This window comes from Streptomyces alanosinicus, from assembly GCF_014650595.1.
Taxonomy (GTDB): domain Bacteria; phylum Actinomycetota; class Actinomycetes; order Streptomycetales; family Streptomycetaceae; genus Streptomyces; species Streptomyces alanosinicus.
Map to the genome: position 1 here is coordinate 60,310 of NZ_BMVG01000010.1, position 19,327 is coordinate 79,636.

The following is a 19,327-nucleotide window of genomic DNA, read 5'->3' on the forward strand; positions in this document are numbered from 1 at the left end:
TGTGGGTTGCCTGTGAAGAAGAAGTGGTCGATCACATGACCGGACGACGCCAACGCCGGTCCGGATACGGCCGGTTGCCCACCGCTTCCGCCGCTTCCGCCGCGCCGGCGTCCACGCGGTGCCGTCAGGTCCAGGCGCTCCGGTACGACTCGTCCAGCAGCTGGAAGACCGGCTCGCCCCGCACCGGGTCCTGCGCGGTGGACAGCCGGACCCGGTCACCGCTGTGGATGCCGACCGGCGGGCCCATGACCCGGCCGCGTACGACGAACCCCTCGGCCATCTCTATCAGCGAGACATTGCGCGCCGCGGGCGTGTTGCGGTGCACCACGGTGGAGTGCCGTACCGTCCCGACGCCCTCACTGCGCTCGGTGCGCAGCTCACTGCCCTGGCACACCGGACACAGCAGCCGGTGATAGGTCGCGCTGCCGCACCAGGTGCAGCGCTGGAAGGTGATGGCGTCCCTGGAGTCCGCGGGGGCGGGATCGAGAACACCCGCCGCGGAGCCGGCCGCCGGATGCGAGGCGTCTGCTGAGTGGTGGTACACGCTGGTCAACTCCCTGCGCTCGGCCGCGATGCCGTGTGTCCGGCGCGCACCGGGCACACGAGTGCGCGGCGGCTGTGCCACCGTGCACGGCGACAGAGTATGGCACTCAGTGTCACTCGTAAAGGCACTCCGTACCCCAAAATGAGTCACCCGAGCACCCTCACGCGCGACCGACCGCCTCCTCCAGCTCCCGCACCACCCGCCACAGCGGGGCGTCCCGCCGGCACACCAGCACCACCACGTCGTCGGCGTCCGCGGCCGGCAGGGGGCCGATGGGCGGCCGTGCCGGCCCGGGCCCGGCGGCCCGCCCGAAGGTGTTCTGCACATGCCCGAGCGCATGGTCCACCGCCGCGCCCGGATCGCCCAGGCCGTCCGAACGCAGCCAGGAGCGCAGGGCGTTGTTGTGCGCGGCGACGACCGCGGCCGCGATGACGTCCGCCCGCAGCGTCCCGTCCGGGCGCCCCGCGAACCGGTCGCGCAGATACTCGGCGAGCGCGCGCTCGTAGCGCCACACCACCGACAGCTCGTAGGCGCGCAGGCCCGGCACCTGCTTGGTGAGGCGATAGCGCTGCACGGAGAACGACGGGTTCTCCGCGTACATCCCGAGCACCAGCCGGGCCGCGTCACACACCCGCCGCACCGGTTCGTGCTCCCGGTCCCGCGCGGCCAGGAACGCGGTCATGTCGGCCAGGCAGCGCTCGTGGTCGGGGAAGACCACGTCCTCCTTGGAGGGGAAATAACGGAAGAACGAACGCCGGCCGACCCCGGCCAGCGAGACGATGTCGTCCACGGTCGTCTGCTCGTAACCGCGTTCCAGGAAGAGCCGGAACGCCGCCGCGACGAGGGCCTCCCGCATCGGCGGCTTCGCGGCCTGCGCCGCGCTTCTGGAGCTCATGGAGGGGAACGTAGCACCCGGACGAGGCCCATGACACTCAGTGCAGCCCACGTGCCTCAGAGGGGGAACTGAGTGCTCCGGGACGGTGCGACCGCCCGCGCGAAACGGTTCTTCCAGCTGGCGCGGCAGTTGGGACTTCTACGCGAACGATCATGTGCCGCTGTCCATGGTCAACCTGTCCGCCGGGATTGGTGCAGCACGACTACGGCCTTGCGGCCGCCGCGTCCCTGATGCTCGCCGCCCTCGGCATCGCGCTGTCCTTCGTCGTCACCCGGCTCGGCAACCGCTGGAAGGCGGCGGTATGACCCTCCTCACCCACGACACCTCCGCAGCCGCCCGCCGGCCCGCCGCGGGCACCCCCGCCCGGCGACGTGCCCCGGCGCCCACCCTGCTGTCGAAGATCGTCGTCAACGGCCTCCTCGTCCTCGCCGCCACGAAGAACCACCGCGACCTGTTCGCCGCCTCCAGCCTCATCGCTATGTGCCCGACAAACGGTCCTCGGCGTCGCCCGTGACTACGCCCGCGCCCCGCACCGCGCCCAGCCTCCTGCCGTACTACAGCGGCCACGGCAACTACCACCGCACCGCGCCCGTTCGACCTGCACGTCCTGCTGTCCGACTCCTTCGTGGACCCCGCCGAGGCCCGCGCGCTGGGCGCGGAGCCCACGGGCCTCGACGAACTCGCCGCCCGCAGCGACGTGGTGACCGTCCATGCCCCCCCAACTGCCCGAGAACCGGCGCACGTTCGACGCCCGTCGCCTCGCCCTCCTCAAGGACGGCGCGCCCCTCGTCAACACCGCCCGGGGCTCCCCGGTCGACACCGCCGCCCTCACCGAGCACCTGCTCACCGGCCGGCTGCATGCCGTCCTCGATGTCACCGAGCCCGACGTCCCCCCGCCGAATCGCCCACGGTGTGAGGACCCCGGCCGGGGACAGCAGCGGCCGCACCGCGACGTAACCTTTCTCCAACCACGGCCGACACGGCCGTACCGCCCGAGGAGAGCCCCCATGCCCGCCGCCCGCCCCCGCCTGCTCTACGTCACCGACCTGGCGTACGAGGCCCGCGGGCGCCGCTACTGCGACGAGGACATACTCCTCACCTCCCGGCTCCGCGCCCGCTTCGACCTCGCCCTGTGCCATCCGCTGGACGCCGCGGCGCTGATGGACGGCTTCGACGCCGTGGTCGTCCGCAACAGCGGGCCCGTCCTCGGCCATCAGCAGGCCTACGAAGCCTTCCGCACGCGTGCGCTCGCCACCGGCGCCCGGGTGTACAACCCGCTCACCGGCAAGGCGGACATGGCGGGCAAGCAGTATCTGCTCGACCTGAGCGCCGCGGGCCTCCCCGTCATCCCGACGGTCGGCCGCGCCGAGGACCTGCGCCTGCTGCCGGCCGCCGAGCGGTACGTGGTCAAGCCGGTACTCGGCGCGGACTCCCTCGGCCTGCGGATCGTCCCCGCCGGGCAGGTCGCCGCGCTCGCCGGCGGCCAGGTCCTGATCCAGCCCTGTGTCGACTTCGTGCACGAGGTGTCCTTCTATTTCGTCGACGACGACTTCCAGTACGCGCTGTACGCCCCCGACCCGGAGCGCCGCTGGGAGCTGAAGCCGTACGCGGCGACCGCCGCCGACCTGGAGTTCGCCCGCCGCTTCATCGACTGGAACGACCTCGGGCACGGCATCCAGCGCGTCGACGCCTGCCGCACCCGCGACGGCGGTCTGCTGCTGGTCGAACTGGAGGACCTCAACCCCTACTTGTCCTTGGAGGCGCTGCCGGAGGAGGCCAGGGATGCCTTCGTGAGCGCGTTCACGGCGTCCCTGAGCCGGTTCGTGCACGGAGCGCTCAGCCCAGCCTGACCGTGATCTGCCGGGTGGCCCCGCCGTGCCCGTGAGATCGCCGAAGGACAGCGTCAGCGAGGCGCCGGTGGCCGCCGAGACGAGGGTGCCCGGCGCGGACATGACCGCGGCGACGCACCCGGCAGCAGAAGACAGGCGTACGAGGCGTTCACCGGGTCGGTGCCGTGAGCGACGTACATCGTCAGGAACGTGCGGTTCAGCACGTTCGCCGAGCCGCCCTTGTCGATCGTGCTCCAGCTGCCGTCGCGGGCGTCGTAGTGCAGCACACAGATGTCCAGCAGCGCCTGCGGGGCGCCGATCTGCCGTCGGGTCGGGCCCTTACGACGGCGAGGGCCCGAGCCCTGAACAGGGGTGCCGCACGGGCCGTATCTCAGCACGGGGAGCTCGGAGGTCCCGTCGCTGCGGGACGGAAGGAGAGCCAGGTGCCGACACCGCCCGATCCCGAACAGCCGCACTCCGGGCCGGTCCTGGAACCCGTCCGGGTGCTGCGGCTCCGCCGTTTCGACGCCCTCGCGGAGCTGATGCGCGAGATGGAGAGCACGCCGGCCCGGACGGCGCCCGCCGCCGAGGAGGAGACGCGGGAGCTGCCACCCGTCCCACCGGCACCGGGACCCACTTCCGCCACTCCGCGTTCCGCCACTCCGCGTTCTTCCGGTCGGCGTTCTGCCGGTCCGCGGCGGGTGGCCGTCGTCGGGGCCGTGGCGGCCGCCGCCCTCCTCGGCTTCGGCTGTGCCCTGTTCCTCCCCGGCCGCCAGACGGCCGGCGCGGCCCCACCGCCGCACCGCACCGCGACCACCACCCAGGCTCCCGCCCCCACCTCCGCTCCCACTCCCGCCACATCCCTCACGCCCACCGCCGGCACCGACCCCGACGGCCCCGGCACCCTGCGCCAGGGCGACACCGGCCCCGAGGTCACCGCACTGCAGGAACGCCTGCTGCGCGTCCCGGACGTCTACCGCGACGGCTCCGTCAGCGGCACCTACGACGCCGATCTGACCGCGGCCGTGGCCCGGTTCCAGCTCTGGTACGGCGTCAGCGGAGACGAGACCGGCGTCTACGGCGACGACACGCGCCGTGCGCTGGAGTCGCGCACCGGTTCCGGCGCCACGTCGTGAACGACACGCACGGACGCCTTCGAACACCGGGCAAGGTCCAGGGAAAAGCGTGGGCGTGCGGACGGGACAGCACTCATCATGGTCAGCCCGCGGCCGACGGTCGCGGGCTGCGCCGCACCACAGAAAGCCAGGCCGATGACCGGCTCCCGCATTCCGGGCCTGCTCGTGCCCGCCGTGTTCCTGCTGGCCCTGGTCGTCGGCGTGTGCTGGTACTGGCGGCACCGGGACGACGACTGACCCCCGGCCCGACGACTGCCCCCACCGGCCCCGATCCGCGCGGGCCGTGCGGGAGTGCCGGTCAGCGGCCCGCGCCGCGCCCGGCGAGGGCGTCGCTGACCGCGCGGACGCTGCGGGCGATGTGCTGCAACTGCATGACCTCGGCGGCGTACAGCTTGATGGTGTGCTCGATGACCGACTCGGGCAGCCCGAGCATCGGCAGCTCCGCCCGCGCGGTCTGCAGCGCGGTCCGGGCCACCCGGACCTCCTGCTGGACCTGCAGCTGTGCGTGCCGGGCGAGCAGCACGGGATGGCGGATGAGGGCCGGATAGCTGGCGTAGCGCGCGGGGATCAGCTCGCGCAGCCACTTGGCCGCCGAGCGCTCCCAGTCGAACGAACCCGGGGGCTTGACCTGGCAGGGCCAGTCGGGACTGATACGCGTGCTGGTCAGGGTCATGATCATCGCTTCCGGTGTGCGGCGTCGTGAGGGTGTTCCGACGGGTGCGGGGCGGCCCCGGCCTAGGGGATGGCCGGGGCCGCCCCGGGCGCCTCGCGCAGACGATGCGCCCCGGCACACCCCGGGAGCCGACATGGGTAGGAGACGGCGGCCGGCGGTGTCCGTGCGGGAGCCCTGGGCGTCGGGAACCGGTGCGGCGCGGAGACTTGCGTACGCATGGGCGGTCCGTCGGCTTTCTCGGGGCGGTGTGCGGGCGGTGAGTCCGCAGGTGCGGAACGTGCCCGGAGTGGGTCGGGCGCGATCCGTGAGCAGTATTTATATATGCCGTGCTGTTTGCAAGACGTATGAAAACATTCATGCGTGCTTTGTCGTGGATGATCCCTGTCCACGGCATCGGAGACCGCAAGATCTTCACCGCATCCGTGTACGGCCGCGCGGACCGGACCGCCCGGTTCAGCCCTCGGATTCAGCCCCCGGATTCAGCCCCCCGGATTCAGTCCTTCAGGAAGAACTGGTGCTGGTCGGAGAGCTGCTCGTACTTCTCCAGCCGGGCCTGGGTGCGTTCCGGATCGGCGTCGGTCATGGCCTGCAGCAGCGCGGCGGCCAGCACGCCCGGGGCGGCGTAGGAGTCGAACACCAGCCGGGAGCCGGTGCCGGTGGCGAAGGTGATGTCGGCCGCGTCGGCCAGCGGCCCGAGCGCCAGGTCGGTCACCAGCGCGACCTTCAGACCGGCGCCGCGCGCCACCCGGATCGCCTGGAGCGTCTCCTGGGAGTGCCGGGGCATGGCGAAGGCGAGCACCCAGGTGCCGCCGGCCTCGCGGCACTGCAGCAGGACGTCGTAGGCCACGCTGCCGCCCCGGGTGACCAGCCGCACATCGGGGTGGATCCGGCGGGCGGCATAGCCGAAGTACTCGGCCAGCGACACCGAGATACGCAGGCCCAGCACCGTCAGCGGGGTGGAACGGGACAGCTCGCGGCCGACCCGGATGATCTGGTCGGGGTCGGCGAAGTCGCGTCGCAGGTTCTCCAGGTTCTCGATCTCGGCGTCGACGGCCGCCTGCAGCTCGTTGGCCCGGTCCTCCTCGCCCGCCCCGCCGGCCAGGGTGCTCAGCGCGATCGACTGGAGCTTCTCGCGCAGCGCGGGATAGCCGCTGAAACCGACGGCGGCGGCGAAGCGGGTGACGGAGGGCTGGCTGACCCCGACGCGGTCGGCCAGCTCGGTGATGGACAGGAACGCGGCCTCGGTGATGTGCTCGATCAGATACTGCGCGATGCGCCGCTGCCCCGGTGACAGACGGGGGCCGTCGAAGAGTTCCCGCAGCTGGGAGGTCGGTGCCGCGCCTCCGGTCGCGGGCACACCCTTGCCGGACGTGATCGCTGATGCCTGTGCGCGTGCCTGCTGCGGCGAGGGCACCGGCCCGCCTCCTTTGTCTGCCACAAACACTCAACATAGCTCACCCCCCGTCAGGAACAGGGGGTTGAGCAGGAGGTTTCAACGCCGGAACAGGCTGATCGAATGGCCCACGTCACCGGCCGGGCGGCTGCTGCCGATCAGCTCGGCGAGCCGTCCGCGCGCCTTGGCGAGCGCGGAGTCCGACACCACGAGCAGACCGTGCACGCGCCGCTGCGGCACCGTACGGGGATCGGTGGCGTGGATGCCGTAGTACGACGGCACGCCGCTGCCCTTGTACACCAGCCACACCCGCTCGCCCGGATACCGCTGCCGGAGCCGGTCGGCGAGCCGGCCCAGGTCCTGTCCCCAGTCCACGTTGGAGTCGTGCAGCAGCCGATGGGTGCGCGCCGGGCCGCCGAAGGCCTCGTTGGCGTACGGCAGGTAGTACGGGAACGTCCGCAGCGAACTGCCCGCCGTGCACAGCACCAGCACGGCCGTCACGGCGGCCGTCCACCGCCGGCCGGGCCGCGGCACACAGGCCGCCGCCACCGCGAGGAACATCGGCACGAACAGCGCGTATCTCGTCCCGAAGTCCCGCGATCCCGTCATCGCCGCCGCGAGCAGCACCCCGGGAGGCAGCAGCAGATACGGCGCCGCGGGCCGCAGCCGCCGTAGCGCCACCACCGCCACGGCACCGGCCGCGCCCAGCGCCAGCAGCCCGAGCGGCGTCTTCACCAGCAGGGCCACCGGAAGGTAGTACCAGAGCGCACCGGTGTACAGGTGCCCGAACAGAAAGCCCTGCCACGGCTGGTCCTCCAGGCCGAACTGCACCCGCATGCCCGCCCGGTAGGCGTCGGGCACCGGCAGCAGGTCGACCAGCCGGCCGCGCAGCCCGTGCAGGGCCGGCACCGGTTCGGCGGGCGAGAACCGCAGCCGCGGATCGACGGTCAGATACGCCGCCCAGACGACGGCGATCGCCACCACCGCCACGACACCCGCACCGGCGACCGCCACCAGCGCCTTGTGGCGCCGACCGCCGGCCACGCCCGTGAGCAGCGCCGGAATCCCGCGCCGCGTCGGCACCGGTGGCGGTTCCCGTGTCTCCCGCCCCCGGACCGCGGTGACCGCGGACACCGCCGCCAGCGCCATCACCACCGGTACCGCCGGCAGGGCGTTCATCTTGGTGGCCACGGCCGCGCCCAGCGCCGCGCCGGCGAGCGGCAGGTACGGCACGGGCCGCCGCCGGGCCCGCCACACCAGCCAGGCCGACGTCAGCACGAACCCGGCGGCCGGTGCGTCCAGCGTGGCCAGCGAGCCGTGTGCGATCAGATCGGGCGAGAAGGCGTACAGCGCGAGCGCGGCCAGAGCGCCCGCGGTGCCCGTCAGCTCGCGGGCGAACGCGAAGGCGACCAGCCCGCACAGCAGCGTCAGCACGATCACCGGCAGCCGTGCCCACAGCATCAGCCGCCAGGGGTCGTTGCCCGACTCGTACAGCAGATGCCGGCCCACCTCCCCCTGCGTGCCGGCGTACGAGGGGTCGTAGCGCGGGCCGGCCACCGCCACCCCGGCGGCGATCAGCAGCTTGCCGAGCGGCGGATGCTCGGGGTTGTAGCGGATGCGGTGCTCGCGCAGATAGTCGGTGGCCGTCGCGACGTACACCGGCTCGTCGATGGTCGGGGTCTGCCGCACGGCCGTGGTCACCATCGCGGCGGCCATCTGGGCCAGCAGCAGCGCCGCCAGCAGCCCCGCCAGCAGGCGGCTGTGGCGGCGCACACGGGCGTACGGACGGGACGGCTCCTTCGCGGGAGCCGTCCGGCTGAGGACCAGCTGCTGTTCGCGCGCCATCATCCGCCCCGCGATGGCACCGGCCGGAGGATGGCGGGAACGGTCCAGGACCCGATCATGGCCCTACTGTCGCACCGCTCCCACCGCCGGCGGCGTCACCGCTCAACGAGTCGTACCGACAGACCTTCTGCCGTGTACACCGGTACGGCCCGCAGCCGGTCGGAGTTCACCTCGATCCGGGTGAACCGGCCGCGCAGCCGGGGCACGTCGACGACGGGCAGGACGGTCCCCTCGGCCGGCGGCCGCTCGCCGTCCAGCCGCAGCGACAGCACCGCCGAACTCCCCAGCACCGCACGGTGCTTGACCGTCAGCGGTGCCTTCCGGCCGGCGCGCAGGGTGAGCCCGAGCGTGCCCGCGTCCTGCGTGTACACGCCGCGCACCCGCAGCGACCCGGACACCTCCAGCGTGCCGTCCGTCACCCGTACGTCCCCCTGACCGAGGGCGTTCTCGCCGCCGGCGACCAGTGTGCCCTGGGCCAGTACCGTCCCGCCCGTGTAGCGGTTGCGGCCGGTCAGCGTCAGGGAACCGGTGCCGCGCTTGGTCAGGCCGCCGCGCCCGTCGATGTCGTTGCGCCAGGCGTCGGCGGCCGAGAAGCCGCCGGCCGCCGCGTCCAACGCGACGTCGACGTCGCAGTCGAAGGCGCCGTAGCCGTCCGCCGCGGCGAACAGGTTCAGCCGTCCCCACTGCTCGAAGCCGTCGAGCAGCACATACCCGGAGGGCAGGGCGGTGGTGCGCAGCACCTCGCGGCGCTGCTCGCCGGTCAGGTACGGCAGCCGGGTCTCCAGCAGCACCTCCGCGCCCTTCGGCACCGCCGCCGGCAGCTCGCGGCCCTGCCGGGGCAGCACGTAGGTCAGCCGCGGCCGGACCGCGCGCGCGTTGGCGCCCCGGTCGGCGTACGGGTCGGCGCCGGTGTGCGCGTAGGAGTACAGCGTGTCGGCGGTGGTGCCGGTCCGCTCGGTGAAGTAGGCGAGGGCCTGGGCGCGGGCGGCGGCCTTCAGCTGCGTGTTGGCCGGGTCGGCGAGGGTGGCCGCGGCGAGCGCGGTGGCCATGACGCGGCCGCCGATGACGTCGACGGTGTGATGCATGCCGGCCACGATCCGGGTGTGGCTCAGCTCGAAGGCGCGGGTCACCAGCTCCTGGAAGCGCTCGGGGACGGCGTAGGCGTAGGCCAGCGCGGCCAGATGGAAGGCGTTGGTGTGACCGCTCGGGTAGCCGCCGTCGTCGGCCGGCGAGGTGCCGCGCTGGCGCAGCAGCTGGGGCGCGACCACCACGTCGGACTTGTACACCGGGAAGCCGAACGCGTCGGTGGTGCCGGTGTCGACGACCTCGCTGTCCTCGGTCAGGCGCCACGGACGCGGGTACAGGTAGGCGTACTTGGCGGGGTTCCCCGAGGCGTACGGGCCGCGCAGGGTGTCGACCAGTTCGGCGACCTTGCCGAGCGCGGAGTCGTGGGCGCCGGCGCCGAGCGCCGAGCCGGCCGGGGCGTCCGCGGGCACGGTGTCGCTGACGGTGGTCGCGGGCGTGCCGTCGGGTGCGCTCGTGATCGACGTGACCGCCTTGGCGCCCGCCGTGTACAGGTCCGCCAGCGGGCCGAGGCCCGCGATCATGGCGTAACTCTGGTGCCGGCGGTCGTAGATGAAGGCATCCTTCGCCTCTGCGTCGGTGCGCCGGGCGGTGGTCCGGGCGCAGTAGCGCATGTCGGCCCGCAGCACCTCAGGGCGCAGCACCGCGCCGGTGTCCCAGGTGGCGCCGGTCTTCCACACCTGGGCGAAGCCGCCGAGGATCCGGACCACGGCGTTGGTCTCGGGTGTGAGGTTGGCGGGGACGTTCGTCCTGTAGTCGTCGACGAACGCGGCCGGCGCGGTCGCGGCCTTCGCGTCGGCCGCCGGCAGCCAGAGGGCCACGGCGGGAGCGGCGAGCACGCCCGCCGACGCGGCCAGCGTGGTCGTGAGGAACCCGCGCCGGTTCAGCACGGAGGAGGGGTGCCCGGCAGGTGACGGCATGCCTGTGCCTCTCAGGAATGATCCACGGGCGCGGGGCACGATGTGCCGAGTTGTGCGATCCCGTGGGAAAGGAGGGATGAAGACGGATGAAGACGAGTGAAGAAGGGAGAAGACGGGTGAAGACGAGGGAAGGAGGGGGAAGACGGGGAAAGAAGTTGAACAAGGGAATATCTAGGGCCGGGGTGTGACCCGCGGGGGTGACCCTGGTGATCGTTCAGCGGTCGGCAGGTGAACGCCGGGTGTGCGGCGCGCGGACTGCATCAGGGAACTCACAACAGCGAACGCGCCAGCGCCACCGCCCCGTCGACCGGCGGCACCCGCAACGGCCGCGGCCTAGGGCCTGTCCGGCGGATCCTGTCGCGGACGCGGGGGCTGGCACGCCCATCTGCGGCGTTGTCGTCACTCGCCGACGCTCCGCGTCGACTCATTCCTCCGCCTTGCAGCTGGACGCACCAGCCCCCACTCACCTGGGCCGATGAGGCACCGTCACTTTCCCGCGACCTGATCCGCCGGACAGGCCCTAGCCGTCGGGAGCGTCTCGGCGAGGGCGGCGGTGAACGCGTCGTAGAGCAGCGGCTGGGCGAGGACCGTGCCGCCCGCCACCACCACGTCCTCGGCCGGTACTCCGCGCCGGGCCAGCAGCGTCACCAGCGTGGCCAGGGCGCGGCCCTGCGCGGCGATCACGCCGCGGGCGAGCGCCGAGCCCGCCTCGGCCGCGGCGAAGACGGCCGGTGCCTGCCGGCCCCACTCGGCCGAAGGGTCCGTGGCCCCCTCCAACGCCGCGCCCGGCGCGGGCACTTCGGGCTCGCCGAAGGCGTCGAGCAGCGCCGCCGCCAACGCGTCGGGAGGCTCACAGCGGTCATGGGCGGCCCAGCAGGCGCGAGCCGCCTCCCGGACCAGCCCGGCCGCGCCGCCCTCGTCCCCGAGGGCCGCGCCCCAGCCGCCGACCTGTACGGGCGTGCCGTCGGCGCGCCGGCCCACCGCCACCGAGCCGGTACCGGCGACCACACCGATGCCGCGTGCCAACCCGGCGGCGGGTACGAGGAGTTCGGCGTCGCCCACGACCAGCGCGGGTGTGTCGGCATGGTCGCGCAGGGCGGAGCGTATCCGCGCGCACTGGCGCGGGGTCTCACAGGCGTGGCCGCCGACGGCCGGCGCCGAGGGGCGTACGCCGGCCGGCAGGACCTCGGCGGCGAGCGCGGCCGGCCAGCCGGCCGCGGCCACCGGGTCGTGCGGCCGCCAGCCGCCGCTCGTGCGGACGTGGTCGGCGACGGGGGTGCCCCCGGCCACGGCACGCAGATGTGTCTTGGTGCCGCCCACGTCGATGCCGACCAGGACGGGCGTGGAGTCCTGCACGGGACCTCTTTCGCCGGTGTGCGGTGCCGCGCCGGCGGGCGGACCGTGCGTGAGGAGCCGGCGGGTGGACCGTGCCTGAGAAAGCAGGGGAGGGAGCAGGGAGGGCAGGGGAGGAGCGGTAGGGAAGCCCCGGGACGGGCCTCGGGCGGAGCACGGCAGGCGAGTACCGTGAAGTTCGTTAGGAAGTTAACTAACGAAGTAGGGTGCGTCAAGAGGCGCCCCGCTCCCGGGCGCCGCCTGACCTGACCGGGCCGGCGTGACGCCCGGCATCCCATGGCCGTGCCCCGGCGGACGAGGTCCCCGGAATCGGCCCCTGACCTGTGGGGAAACCGTGGAACACGACGTGGTGGCGGCGCCCCGGCTGTCCGAGAGCGCGAGCGCGGTCTTCGCCGTGCTCGCCCGCGCGGGCAGCGCGACCCGGCCCCAACTGGCCGGCCTGGCGGGCCTGTCCAAACCGACGGTGTCCGCCGCCGTCGCGGAACTGGAGAGCGCCGCTCTCGCGGCCCACTCCGGTACGGCGTCCAGCGGCACCGGCCGCACCGCCGCCGTCTACCGGCTCGGACCGGAGGCCGGCGCCGTACTCGCCGTCGACCTCGGACCGGACCTCACCCGGGTCCGCGGCTGCGCCCTCGACGGCAGCACACTCGCCGAGGCCACCGCCCCCCGGGCCGATGCCGCGCAGGCCGTACGCGCCGCCCTGCGCGCGCTGCCCGCCGCCGGCCCGCTGCGCACCATCGTCGTCGCCGTCGGCGATGTCACCGCACGGGCGGCGCAGGGCACCGGCATGCGACCGGCGACCGCCAAGGCGGGCCCGGTCTTCGACGCCGTCTCCGTCGCGCTGCCGCCGGGCGTCCCCGTCCACCTGGAGAACAACGTCAACTGCGCCGCCCTCGCCGAACTCCACGAGGGCGCCGCCCGGGGCCGCGCCGGTTTCGGCTATCTGCGCGTCGGCGTGGGCGTCGGACTCGGCGTCGTCATCGACGGCCGGGTGCTGCGCGGGGCCAACGGCGCCGCCGGCGAGCTGGCCCGGCTGCCCTACCCCTGGGACGCGGACGCCGGCCGGGAGCCGCGCCTGGAGGCCCTGGAGGACCACATCGGCGCCGCCTCGCTGCTGCGGCGGGCCGCCGCGGCCTGGCAGGACACGGACGGGCCGTGCCCGGCGACCACGGAGCAGCTGTTCGCCCTCGCCGGCCGGGGCAGCGCCGCGGCCCGGGCCCTCGTCGCCCGCCACGCCGCCGACGTGGGCCGGCTCGCCGCCGCGGTCGCCGCCGTGCTCGACCCGGGACTCATCGTGCTCGGTGGCAGCACCGGCGCGGACCCGCAGTTGCTGCCCGGCGTCCGGGCCGAACTGGCCCGGCTGAGCTGGCCCACCGAGGTGGTCGGCAGCACGGTCGGCGAGCCGGGCACGCTCGTCGGCGCGGCCCGGCTCGCGGTCGCCCGCGGTGTCCGAACCGTGACCGAGGCCGCGGGGCGGAAGGATTGACGGCCTCCGGCTCGTTCTGCCAATGTCCGGACAAGCGCTTTCTGAGCCGGTCGGGACACCGGCTCGGGGCGGCATCCGCGCCGTACGCGAGGTACGGCGCGGCGCACGAGGGCGTGCTCGTGCGACAGCGGCCGGAGCCGGCCGCAGACCCCAGCCGTGACCGGGCGGCGCGGCCGGGCGAGGCCGCCCCCCGGAGGCGCTCCTTTCCCCAGTCATGCACCCGAGCCGCAGCGACGGCGCACCCGCACCCGTGCCGTGGCGATCCGGCCGGGCTCCGTCACGCACCTTCAGGGAGGACCCGATGGGTCACCGGATCTCGCGCAGAACCCTCTTCCGCACCGTGAGCGGGCTCGCCGCCGCCGGCGCCCTCGGCCCCGCGCTCACCGCCTGCGCCGGCGGCACCGGAGCCGGCAGCGCGGGCGGCGATCTGACCATGACCTGGTGGGGCAGCGACGAGCGGCACGCCGCCTACAAGAAGGCCCTCGCGGTCTTCCGGAAGAGCAACCCCACCATCAGGATCGAGACCCGCTACTCGGGCTACGACGGCTATTTCGACAAGTTCAACACCCAGGTCGCCGGCGGCAGCGCCCCCGACCTGCTGCAGATGGACACCGCGCTGGTCGCCCAGTACGCCCGCAAGGGCATCCTCGCCCCGCTCGACTCCTACGTCGGTAAATCCCTGGACCTGACCGGCTTCTCCACGACGCTTCTCGCCGCGGGCACGGTCGACGGCAAGCTGTACGGCGTCCCCTCCGGCATCGGCGTCAACCAGCTCACCGTCAACCGCAGCGGCCTGGAGAAACTCGGCCTGAAGCTGCCCGACCGCGAGTGGACCTGGAACGATTTGAAGAACATCGCCGTCGACGTCCACAAGAAGAGCGGCGGCAGGATCCACGGCGTCGACGACGGCGGCGGCTCCGCCCTGCAGTGCTTCGAGATCTTCGCCCGCGAGAAGGGCCAGCCGTTCTTCTCCGCCGACGGCACGAAACTCGGCTTCACCGCCGACACCCTGACGGAGTGGTGGGAGTTCTGGGCCGGCATGCGCAAGGACCAGGCCTCGCCGCCGCCCGCGATCACCTCCGCCGCGCACAACGACCTCACCAAGAACGCGGTCGTGATCGGCAAGGCCCTGTTCACCTTCGACTCCGGCGTCTACGGCGCCGGCGGCGCGATCACCGACGTCCAGCTGGACTTCCTGCCCACCCCGCAGGGCGGCTTCGCCGGCGCCCGCGAGGGCAACTTCGTCAACGGCGGAGTGCTGCTCAGCGCCACCAAGGCCAGCAAGAGGGTCGCCGACTCGGTGAAGATCATGGACTTCTTCGCCCAGGACACCACCGCCATCAAGGACATGCAGCTGCAGCGCGGCATCCCGCCGACCCAGAAGGCACGCTCGCTGATCTCGGCCGGACTGAGCGAGACCGACAAGCGCAACATGGCGACGGCCGACTACATCTCCCGGCGCGTCGCCAAGGCGACCGACGCGCTGCCCGCGCCCGTGCCCCCGCCCCAGGGCGCCGACCGGATCCGCGACCTGCTCTTCCAGTCCAACCTGGCGGTCGCCTTCGGAAGGAAGACCATCAAGGCGCAGGCGAGCGAGTTCTTCGACCAGGCACAGAACATCCTCGCGGGCTGAGCACCCGCCCCAGCACGGTCCGGCACCGGGAGAGGCTTCAGGGAGACGATGAGCATGACCAGCGCCAAGAGCGACGAGGCCGAGGGGGAGGAGCCGGCGGCCCCCGCGGCCCCCGCGGACCGCCGCGAGCGTGCACGCCCGCGCCGTCGTGCCGTCGGACGGCGCGGCGGGGGATGGTGGCCGTACGTCTTCCTGGCCCCCTGGTTCGTCGGTCTGTTCGGCCTGACGGTCTATCCGATGCTGGACTCGCTGTATCTGTCCTTCACGGACTTCGACCTGCTGACGCCCGCGCGATGGATCGGCGCGCGGAACTACACACACATGTTCTCCGACGACCCGGTCTTCTGGGACTCGGTGCACGCCACCCTGCTGTACGTCGTCGTCTCCGTCCCGCTGAAGCTGGCCCTCGCGCTCGGTGTGGCGATCCTGCTCAACCGGCCGCTGAAGGGGATCGGTGTCTACCGGGCCGCGTTCTATCTGCCGTCGCTGCTCGGCGGCGCGGTGGCCATGGCGATCGTCTGGCGACAGGTGTTCGGCGGGGACGGCCTGTTCAATGACTTGCTCGGCTGGTTCGGGATCAAGGGCCAGGACTGGATTTCAAGTCCGGACACATCGATCTACACGCTCATCCTGCTCGCCGTCTGGCAGTTCGGCACACCGATGGTCATCTTCCTGGCCGGGCTGAAGCAGTTGCCCAAGGATGTGTACGAGGCGGCCGCGATCGACGGCGCCGGAACGGTCACCCGGTTCTTCCGGATCACCCTCCCGCTGCTCACCCCGATCGTCTTCTTCAACCTGGTGCTGCAGATCATCGACGGATTCAAGACGTTCACCCCCGCCTATGTGGTGAGCAACGGCACGGGCGGACCGCTCAATTCGACCATGCTGTACTCGCTCTACCTGTACAAGAAGGGCTTCACCGACCTCCAGATGGGCTACGCCTCGGCGCTGGCCTGGGTGCTCTTCCTGGTCATCGCGGGTTTCACGGCGGTCAATTTCGTCGCCGGCCGTTACTGGGTCCACTACGACGACTGAGCGAGGAGACCGCCCGATCATGTCCGCCATCACTCCGAGCGTTCCGCCGCTCCAGAAGCTGCGTTCGCTCCGGTCGCTCCCCGGCCCCCGCCGTGTCCTCCTGCACACCCTGCTCATCGGCGTCGCGCTCGTCATGCTGTACCCGCTGCTGTGGATGCTCAGCAGCTCCCTCAAGCCCGACACCGACATCTTCACCCACCCCGGTCTGATCCCGGACCGGCTGCACCCGCGGAACTACGCCGAGGGCTGGAGCGGCTCCGGCAACTCCTTCGCGCTCTACATCACCAACTCGCTGATCGTCACGATCGGCGCGGTGACCGGAAACGTCATCTCCTGCTCGCTGGCCGCCTACGCCTTCGCGCGCTTCGAGTTCCGGGGCAAGAGGAGCTGGTTCGCCCTGATGCTCGCCACGCTCATGCTGCCGATGCAGGCCACGCTGATCCCGCAGTACACGATCTTCTACAACCTGACCTGGATCAACACCTTCCTGCCGCTGATCGTGCCGAAGTTCCTCGCCACGGACGCCTTCTTCATCTTCCTGATGGTGCAGTTCATCCGCTCCATCCCGCGCGAGCTGGACCAGGCCGCGATGATGGACGGCGCCAACCCCCTGCAGATCTACCTCAGGATCATCCTGCCGCTGATGAGGCCGGCCCTGATCACCACCACGATCTTCACCTTCATCTGGACCTACGACGACTTCCTCGGCCAGCTCGTCTACCTCCAGCAGAACGCCCGCTTCACCGTCCCCCTCGGCCTCACCCTCTTCCTGGACAAGACCAGCGGCTCCTCCTACGGCGCGATGTTCGCCATGTCGACACTCGCCCTCGCCCCGACGCTCATCTGCTTCCTCGTCTTCCAGAAGAGACTGGTCGAAGGCCTGGCGACCACCGGAATGAAGGGCTGACCAGCATGCATCTGCCCTACCAGCGCGGCCCGCTGCACGACCTGCCCGACACCCCGCAGGCCTACGACGCCGTCCTCGCCGACGTCACCGAGCAGGCCCTCGCCCGGCTGACGACAGGCCCTGAGGGCAGCCTCGAACACCCCGGCGCCCACGACGACATCGGCGACACCTCCCTCGGCATCACCTCCCTGCTGGCCCTCGCCTGGCAGCGCGGCAAGGACCCCCGGCTGCCGGCGGCGGTCCGCCGCAGCCTCGCCTTCCACCTGCGCGAGCGCGTCCACACCGAGGACAACCCCGGCTACCCCAACCTCAGAACCATCAACTCGGGCCTGCCGTACGCCCGTTACGTACTCGCCGCAGGAGCCCACCCCATCGGCGACTGGCCGAGCACCGTCTGGGCACTGCTCCAGGCGGTCAACCTCCTCGACGCGGCCGACGGCCTCCTGGACGACGAACAGCGCACGGAACTACGGCAGTTGGCGCACGGCTACTGGCGTTGGCTGACCGACGCCACCTTCTTCAACCCGCAGCAGGCGGGCAACCAGGCCATCGGCTGTGTGGTCGGCGGCCTGATGCTCGCCCGTCATCTGCCCACGCAGGAGGCCCCCGCGGTCCGCTCCCTCGCCCTCGCCCTGTACACCGACGAGATCCGCGCGCACCGCGTGGCCGACCGGGGCGCCCTGCTGCCGCCCGAGCACGGCGGCGCCTACGACAACAACTACGGCCCGATCTCCCTGTCCTTCCTGGCCCAGGCCCACCGCGTCAGCGGCGAGGAGATGTTCGCCGAGGACGGCGACGCCCTCGCCCGCTACATCGACGCCCGCCTGACCTCGGGCGGCTACGACAACGGCGGACCCCGCTACAGCGAACAGCACTCCGGCTTCGAGTCCGTGCTGGGCCTGCGCCACTTCGGCGCCCGCGTCGGCGCCGACCTCGGCCGCTACCGGGGCGACACCCGCTGGGGCCGGCACGCCGTCCAGCAGGACGGCGGCATCGACGGACACTTCGCCTTCATGCTGGTCTGGCAGATCCAGGACGCCACCCGCTGGCACCGCACCCCATCGGGGCGGCCCGTCCGCCACCAACTGCGCTCCGGCACCGTCTCGGTGGCCTTCGACAGCCGGATGACCCCCGCCATGATCGAGGCGGGCGGCACCTACCACCTGCCCGCCGCCGTGCGCCGCCAGCACGGGTTCGGCCCGGTCGCCGACGGCTTCCTGCTGTGCCGCCCGATGGGCGAGGTCCGGGTCGCGGACGCCCGCGCCGACGGGCTCACGGCGAAACTCGTGACCAAGCCGGTCGTCGGCCGCGACCACGTCCTGCGCCATGTGCGTTCGCTGTACGTCACCGACGGCACGCGCCTGTGGGTCACGGTCGCCGTGGAACGGCTCGACGGGGCGCCGTACCTGCTGTCCGGGCTGCCGTACGCCGCCGACGACGGCGACCGGGTGCGCCGTACCGCCGAGAGCGAGGTCAGCTCGGCGGGCGGCCTGCGCCTCACCCATCCCACGGACGCCGGCCCCGACGACTTCGACACCCGGGCCCAACTCACCCAGGAACAGGCGGCGTTCACCCTCGCCGCCGACCCGCGCGGCTACGGCAACCCCGACGAGGGCTGGCGCCACCTGGTCTCCTCCAGCGCCCTGGAGGCCGATCCGGCACCGGGTGCGCCGGAGCACCTGCATGTGTTCGCCGTACGGTACGGCCCCGGCGGCGACTTCGCGCCCCGCTTCGAGGAGGATCCCGGCAATCCCAGCGATCCCGGCAGTCCCGGCGGCCTCGTCGTGCGCACGGAGGCGTTCACAGCCGTCGTCGGTCCCGTGGCCGGCGACAGCCGAGGGGAACCCTCCCTCGTCCTGCGCCGCTGAGCGTCACCCCTCGGGGAGCCCGACGGCGGGCAGCGCGGCGGGCGGCACCACCAGGTCCGCCCGCCCCCGGGTCGCCGCCACCAGGTCGGCGTTGCGCTGGTCCGTGCCCAGGACCCAGGCCACGGCCGTGTCGTGCTCCTTGCCGAACTCCTCGTGGCGGGCGATCAGCCGGCGGACGCGTTCGTGCTCGTCCGTCTCGCAGAACCAGACCTCGTCCAGGCACGGGCGTACCCGGGCCCAGGAACCCTCGGTCAGCAGAAGGTAGTTGCCCTCGGTGACCACGAGCCGGGCGGCCGGTGGTACCGGGATCGCGCCCGCGAGGGGCTGCTCCAGCACGCGCTCGAAGCCGGGGGCGTACACCACCTCGTCGGTGTCGTCGCGCAGCCGCCGCAGCAGCGCCGCGTACCCGGCCGCGTCGAAGGTGTCCGGCGCGCCCTTGCGGTCCCTGCGGCCCAGCCGGTCCAGTTCGACGTCGGCGAGGTGGAAGCCGTCCATGGGGACATGCGCGGCCCACCGCGGCTCGTCGCCGTTCAGGGCGCGCACCAGATGCCCGGCGAGGGTGGTCTTGCCCGCGCCGGGGCTGCCCGCGATCCCGAGCACGGCACGCCGGCCGTCCCGCACGAGGCCACGCGCACGAACGAGAAGGTCATCGAAGGTCAGCGGCACACGGGACAGTGTGGCACCCTCGCGGTCCGGCGCGGCCGGGGGCCGGGCAGCGCGATTCTTT

At 72.6% G+C, this 19,327-nt stretch carries 17 protein-coding genes and 2 pseudogenes; 10 read left to right on the top strand and 9 right to left on the bottom strand.

Annotation, left to right across the window (positions count from 1 at the left end; translation table 11 throughout):
• Positions 1 to 124: 124 nt before the first annotated feature.
• A complete protein-coding gene (locus IE277_RS22150) occupies positions 125 to 544 on the bottom strand; it encodes a Zn-ribbon domain-containing OB-fold protein (protein ID WP_189955278.1) in 420 nt (139 codons plus the stop codon).
• Positions 545 to 704: 160 nt separating this feature from the next.
• Entirely contained in the window at positions 705 to 1,439 is a 735-nt protein-coding gene (locus IE277_RS22155) for a TetR family transcriptional regulator (RefSeq protein WP_189955058.1), read from the bottom strand.
• A 197-nt stretch (positions 1,440 to 1,636) separates the two neighbouring features.
• Here IE277_RS22155 and IE277_RS22160 point away from each other — a divergent pair.
• The 4 genes and pseudogenes from IE277_RS22160 to IE277_RS22175 form a co-directional block, all read left to right on the top strand.
• Positions 1,637 to 1,744: pseudogene (locus IE277_RS22160) on the top strand (sugar ABC transporter permease); the annotation flags it as partial.
• Complete coding sequence (locus IE277_RS22165) at positions 1,741 to 1,953, top strand: hypothetical protein (RefSeq protein WP_189955059.1); 213 nt, start codon at positions 1,741 to 1,743, stop codon at positions 1,951 to 1,953. The pseudogene IE277_RS22160 and the gene IE277_RS22165, both read left to right, overlap by 4 nt.
• Positions 1,954 to 2,149: 196 nt before the next feature.
• A pseudogene (locus tag IE277_RS49215) lies at positions 2,150 to 2,290 on the top strand (NAD(P)-dependent oxidoreductase); the annotation flags it as partial.
• Between the two features lie 156 nt (positions 2,291 to 2,446).
• Entirely contained in the window at positions 2,447 to 3,289 is an 843-nt protein-coding gene (locus tag IE277_RS22175) for an ATP-grasp domain-containing protein (protein ID WP_189955280.1), read from the top strand.
• A 53-nt stretch (positions 3,290 to 3,342) separates the two neighbouring features.
• On the opposite strand, the gene IE277_RS22180 is transcribed toward IE277_RS22175, so the two are convergent.
• A complete protein-coding gene (locus IE277_RS22180; protein ID WP_229881897.1) occupies positions 3,343 to 3,666 on the bottom strand; it encodes a polysaccharide lyase family 8 super-sandwich domain-containing protein in 324 nt (107 codons plus the stop codon).
• Positions 3,667 to 3,711: 45 nt separating this feature from the next.
• On the opposite strand from IE277_RS22180, the gene IE277_RS22185 reads away from it, so the two are divergent.
• The gene (locus IE277_RS22185; protein ID WP_189955063.1) at positions 3,712 to 4,404 is read left to right on the top strand and encodes a peptidoglycan-binding protein; all 693 of its coding nucleotides are present in this window, start codon (positions 3,712 to 3,714) and stop codon (positions 4,402 to 4,404) included.
• 298 nt (positions 4,405 to 4,702) lie between these two features.
• Here IE277_RS22185 and IE277_RS22190 read toward each other — a convergent pair whose 3' ends face one another.
• The 5 genes from IE277_RS22190 to IE277_RS22210 all read right to left on the bottom strand — a co-directional run bounded on the left by IE277_RS22190 (position 4,703) and on the right by IE277_RS22210 (position 11,674).
• On the bottom strand, positions 4,703 to 5,083 hold the full coding sequence (locus IE277_RS22190) for a hypothetical protein (protein WP_189955065.1): 381 nt from the start codon (positions 5,081 to 5,083) through the stop codon (positions 4,703 to 4,705).
• Between the two features lie 487 nt (positions 5,084 to 5,570).
• A complete protein-coding gene (locus IE277_RS22195; RefSeq protein ID WP_189955067.1) occupies positions 5,571 to 6,491 on the bottom strand; it encodes a MurR/RpiR family transcriptional regulator in 921 nt (306 codons plus the stop codon).
• Positions 6,492 to 6,569: 78 nt separating this feature from the next.
• Complete coding sequence (locus IE277_RS22200; RefSeq protein ID WP_189955068.1) at positions 6,570 to 8,318, bottom strand: phospholipid carrier-dependent glycosyltransferase; 1,749 nt, start codon at positions 8,316 to 8,318, stop codon at positions 6,570 to 6,572.
• Positions 8,319 to 8,410: 92 nt separating this feature from the next.
• Positions 8,411 to 10,318, bottom strand: a complete 1,908-nt coding sequence (locus IE277_RS22205) for a phosphatase PAP2 family protein (protein WP_189955070.1) — start codon at positions 10,316 to 10,318, stop codon at positions 8,411 to 8,413.
• Between the two features lie 486 nt (positions 10,319 to 10,804).
• Positions 10,805 to 11,674: a BadF/BadG/BcrA/BcrD ATPase family protein gene (locus tag IE277_RS22210; protein WP_189955072.1), complete on the bottom strand. Its 870-nt coding sequence runs from the start codon at positions 11,672 to 11,674 to the stop codon at positions 10,805 to 10,807.
• A gap of 331 nt (positions 11,675 to 12,005) precedes the next feature.
• Here IE277_RS22210 and IE277_RS22215 point away from each other — a divergent pair, with 331 nt between their 5' ends.
• The 5 genes from IE277_RS22215 (at position 12,006) to IE277_RS22235 (ending at position 18,600) form a co-directional block, all read left to right on the top strand.
• Positions 12,006 to 13,157, top strand: coding sequence for an ROK family protein (locus IE277_RS22215; RefSeq protein ID WP_189955074.1), 1,152 nt, complete (start codon positions 12,006 to 12,008; stop codon positions 13,155 to 13,157).
• A gap of 301 nt (positions 13,158 to 13,458) precedes the next feature.
• Entirely contained in the window at positions 13,459 to 14,790 is a 1,332-nt protein-coding gene (locus IE277_RS22220; RefSeq protein WP_189955076.1) for an ABC transporter substrate-binding protein, read from the top strand.
• Positions 14,791 to 14,844: 54 nt separating this feature from the next.
• Positions 14,845 to 15,825, top strand: a complete 981-nt coding sequence (locus tag IE277_RS22225) for a carbohydrate ABC transporter permease (protein ID WP_189955078.1) — start codon at positions 14,845 to 14,847, stop codon at positions 15,823 to 15,825.
• 19 nt (positions 15,826 to 15,844) lie between these two features.
• Positions 15,845 to 16,732, top strand: a complete 888-nt coding sequence (locus IE277_RS22230) for a carbohydrate ABC transporter permease (protein WP_189955080.1) — start codon at positions 15,845 to 15,847, stop codon at positions 16,730 to 16,732.
• 5 nt (positions 16,733 to 16,737) lie between these two features.
• Positions 16,738 to 18,600, top strand: a complete 1,863-nt coding sequence (locus tag IE277_RS22235) for a hypothetical protein (RefSeq protein ID WP_189955082.1) — start codon at positions 16,738 to 16,740, stop codon at positions 18,598 to 18,600.
• 3 nt (positions 18,601 to 18,603) lie between these two features.
• Here IE277_RS22235 and IE277_RS22240 read toward each other — a convergent pair whose 3' ends face one another.
• On the bottom strand, positions 18,604 to 19,266 hold the full coding sequence (locus IE277_RS22240) for a nucleoside/nucleotide kinase family protein (protein ID WP_189955084.1): 663 nt from the start codon (positions 19,264 to 19,266) through the stop codon (positions 18,604 to 18,606).
• Positions 19,267 to 19,327 lie beyond the last annotated feature (61 nt).

What these genes read in the sequence shown, in the direction of transcription:
- IE277_RS22155 (WP_189955058.1), bottom strand. Translation starts at nt 1,439, where the DNA reads ATGAGCTCCAGAAGCGCGGCGCAGGCCGCGAAGCCGCCGATGCGGGAG.
- IE277_RS22165 (WP_189955059.1), top strand. Translation starts at nt 1,741, where the DNA reads ATGACCCTCCTCACCCACGACACCTCCGCAGCCGCCCGCCGGCCCGCC.
- IE277_RS22175 (WP_189955280.1), top strand. Translation starts at nt 2,447, where the DNA reads ATGCCCGCCGCCCGCCCCCGCCTGCTCTACGTCACCGACCTGGCGTAC.
- IE277_RS22190 (WP_189955065.1), bottom strand. Translation starts at nt 5,083, where the DNA reads ATGATCATGACCCTGACCAGCACGCGTATCAGTCCCGACTGGCCCTGC.
- IE277_RS22200 (WP_189955068.1), bottom strand. Translation starts at nt 8,318, where the DNA reads ATGATGGCGCGCGAACAGCAGCTGGTCCTCAGCCGGACGGCTCCCGCG.
- IE277_RS22205 (WP_189955070.1), bottom strand. Translation starts at nt 10,318, where the DNA reads ATGCCGTCACCTGCCGGGCACCCCTCCTCCGTGCTGAACCGGCGCGGG.
- IE277_RS22220 (WP_189955076.1), top strand. Translation starts at nt 13,459, where the DNA reads ATGGGTCACCGGATCTCGCGCAGAACCCTCTTCCGCACCGTGAGCGGG.
- IE277_RS22225 (WP_189955078.1), top strand. Translation starts at nt 14,845, where the DNA reads ATGACCAGCGCCAAGAGCGACGAGGCCGAGGGGGAGGAGCCGGCGGCC.
- IE277_RS22230 (WP_189955080.1), top strand. Translation starts at nt 15,845, where the DNA reads ATGTCCGCCATCACTCCGAGCGTTCCGCCGCTCCAGAAGCTGCGTTCG.
- IE277_RS22235 (WP_189955082.1), top strand. Translation starts at nt 16,738, where the DNA reads ATGCATCTGCCCTACCAGCGCGGCCCGCTGCACGACCTGCCCGACACC.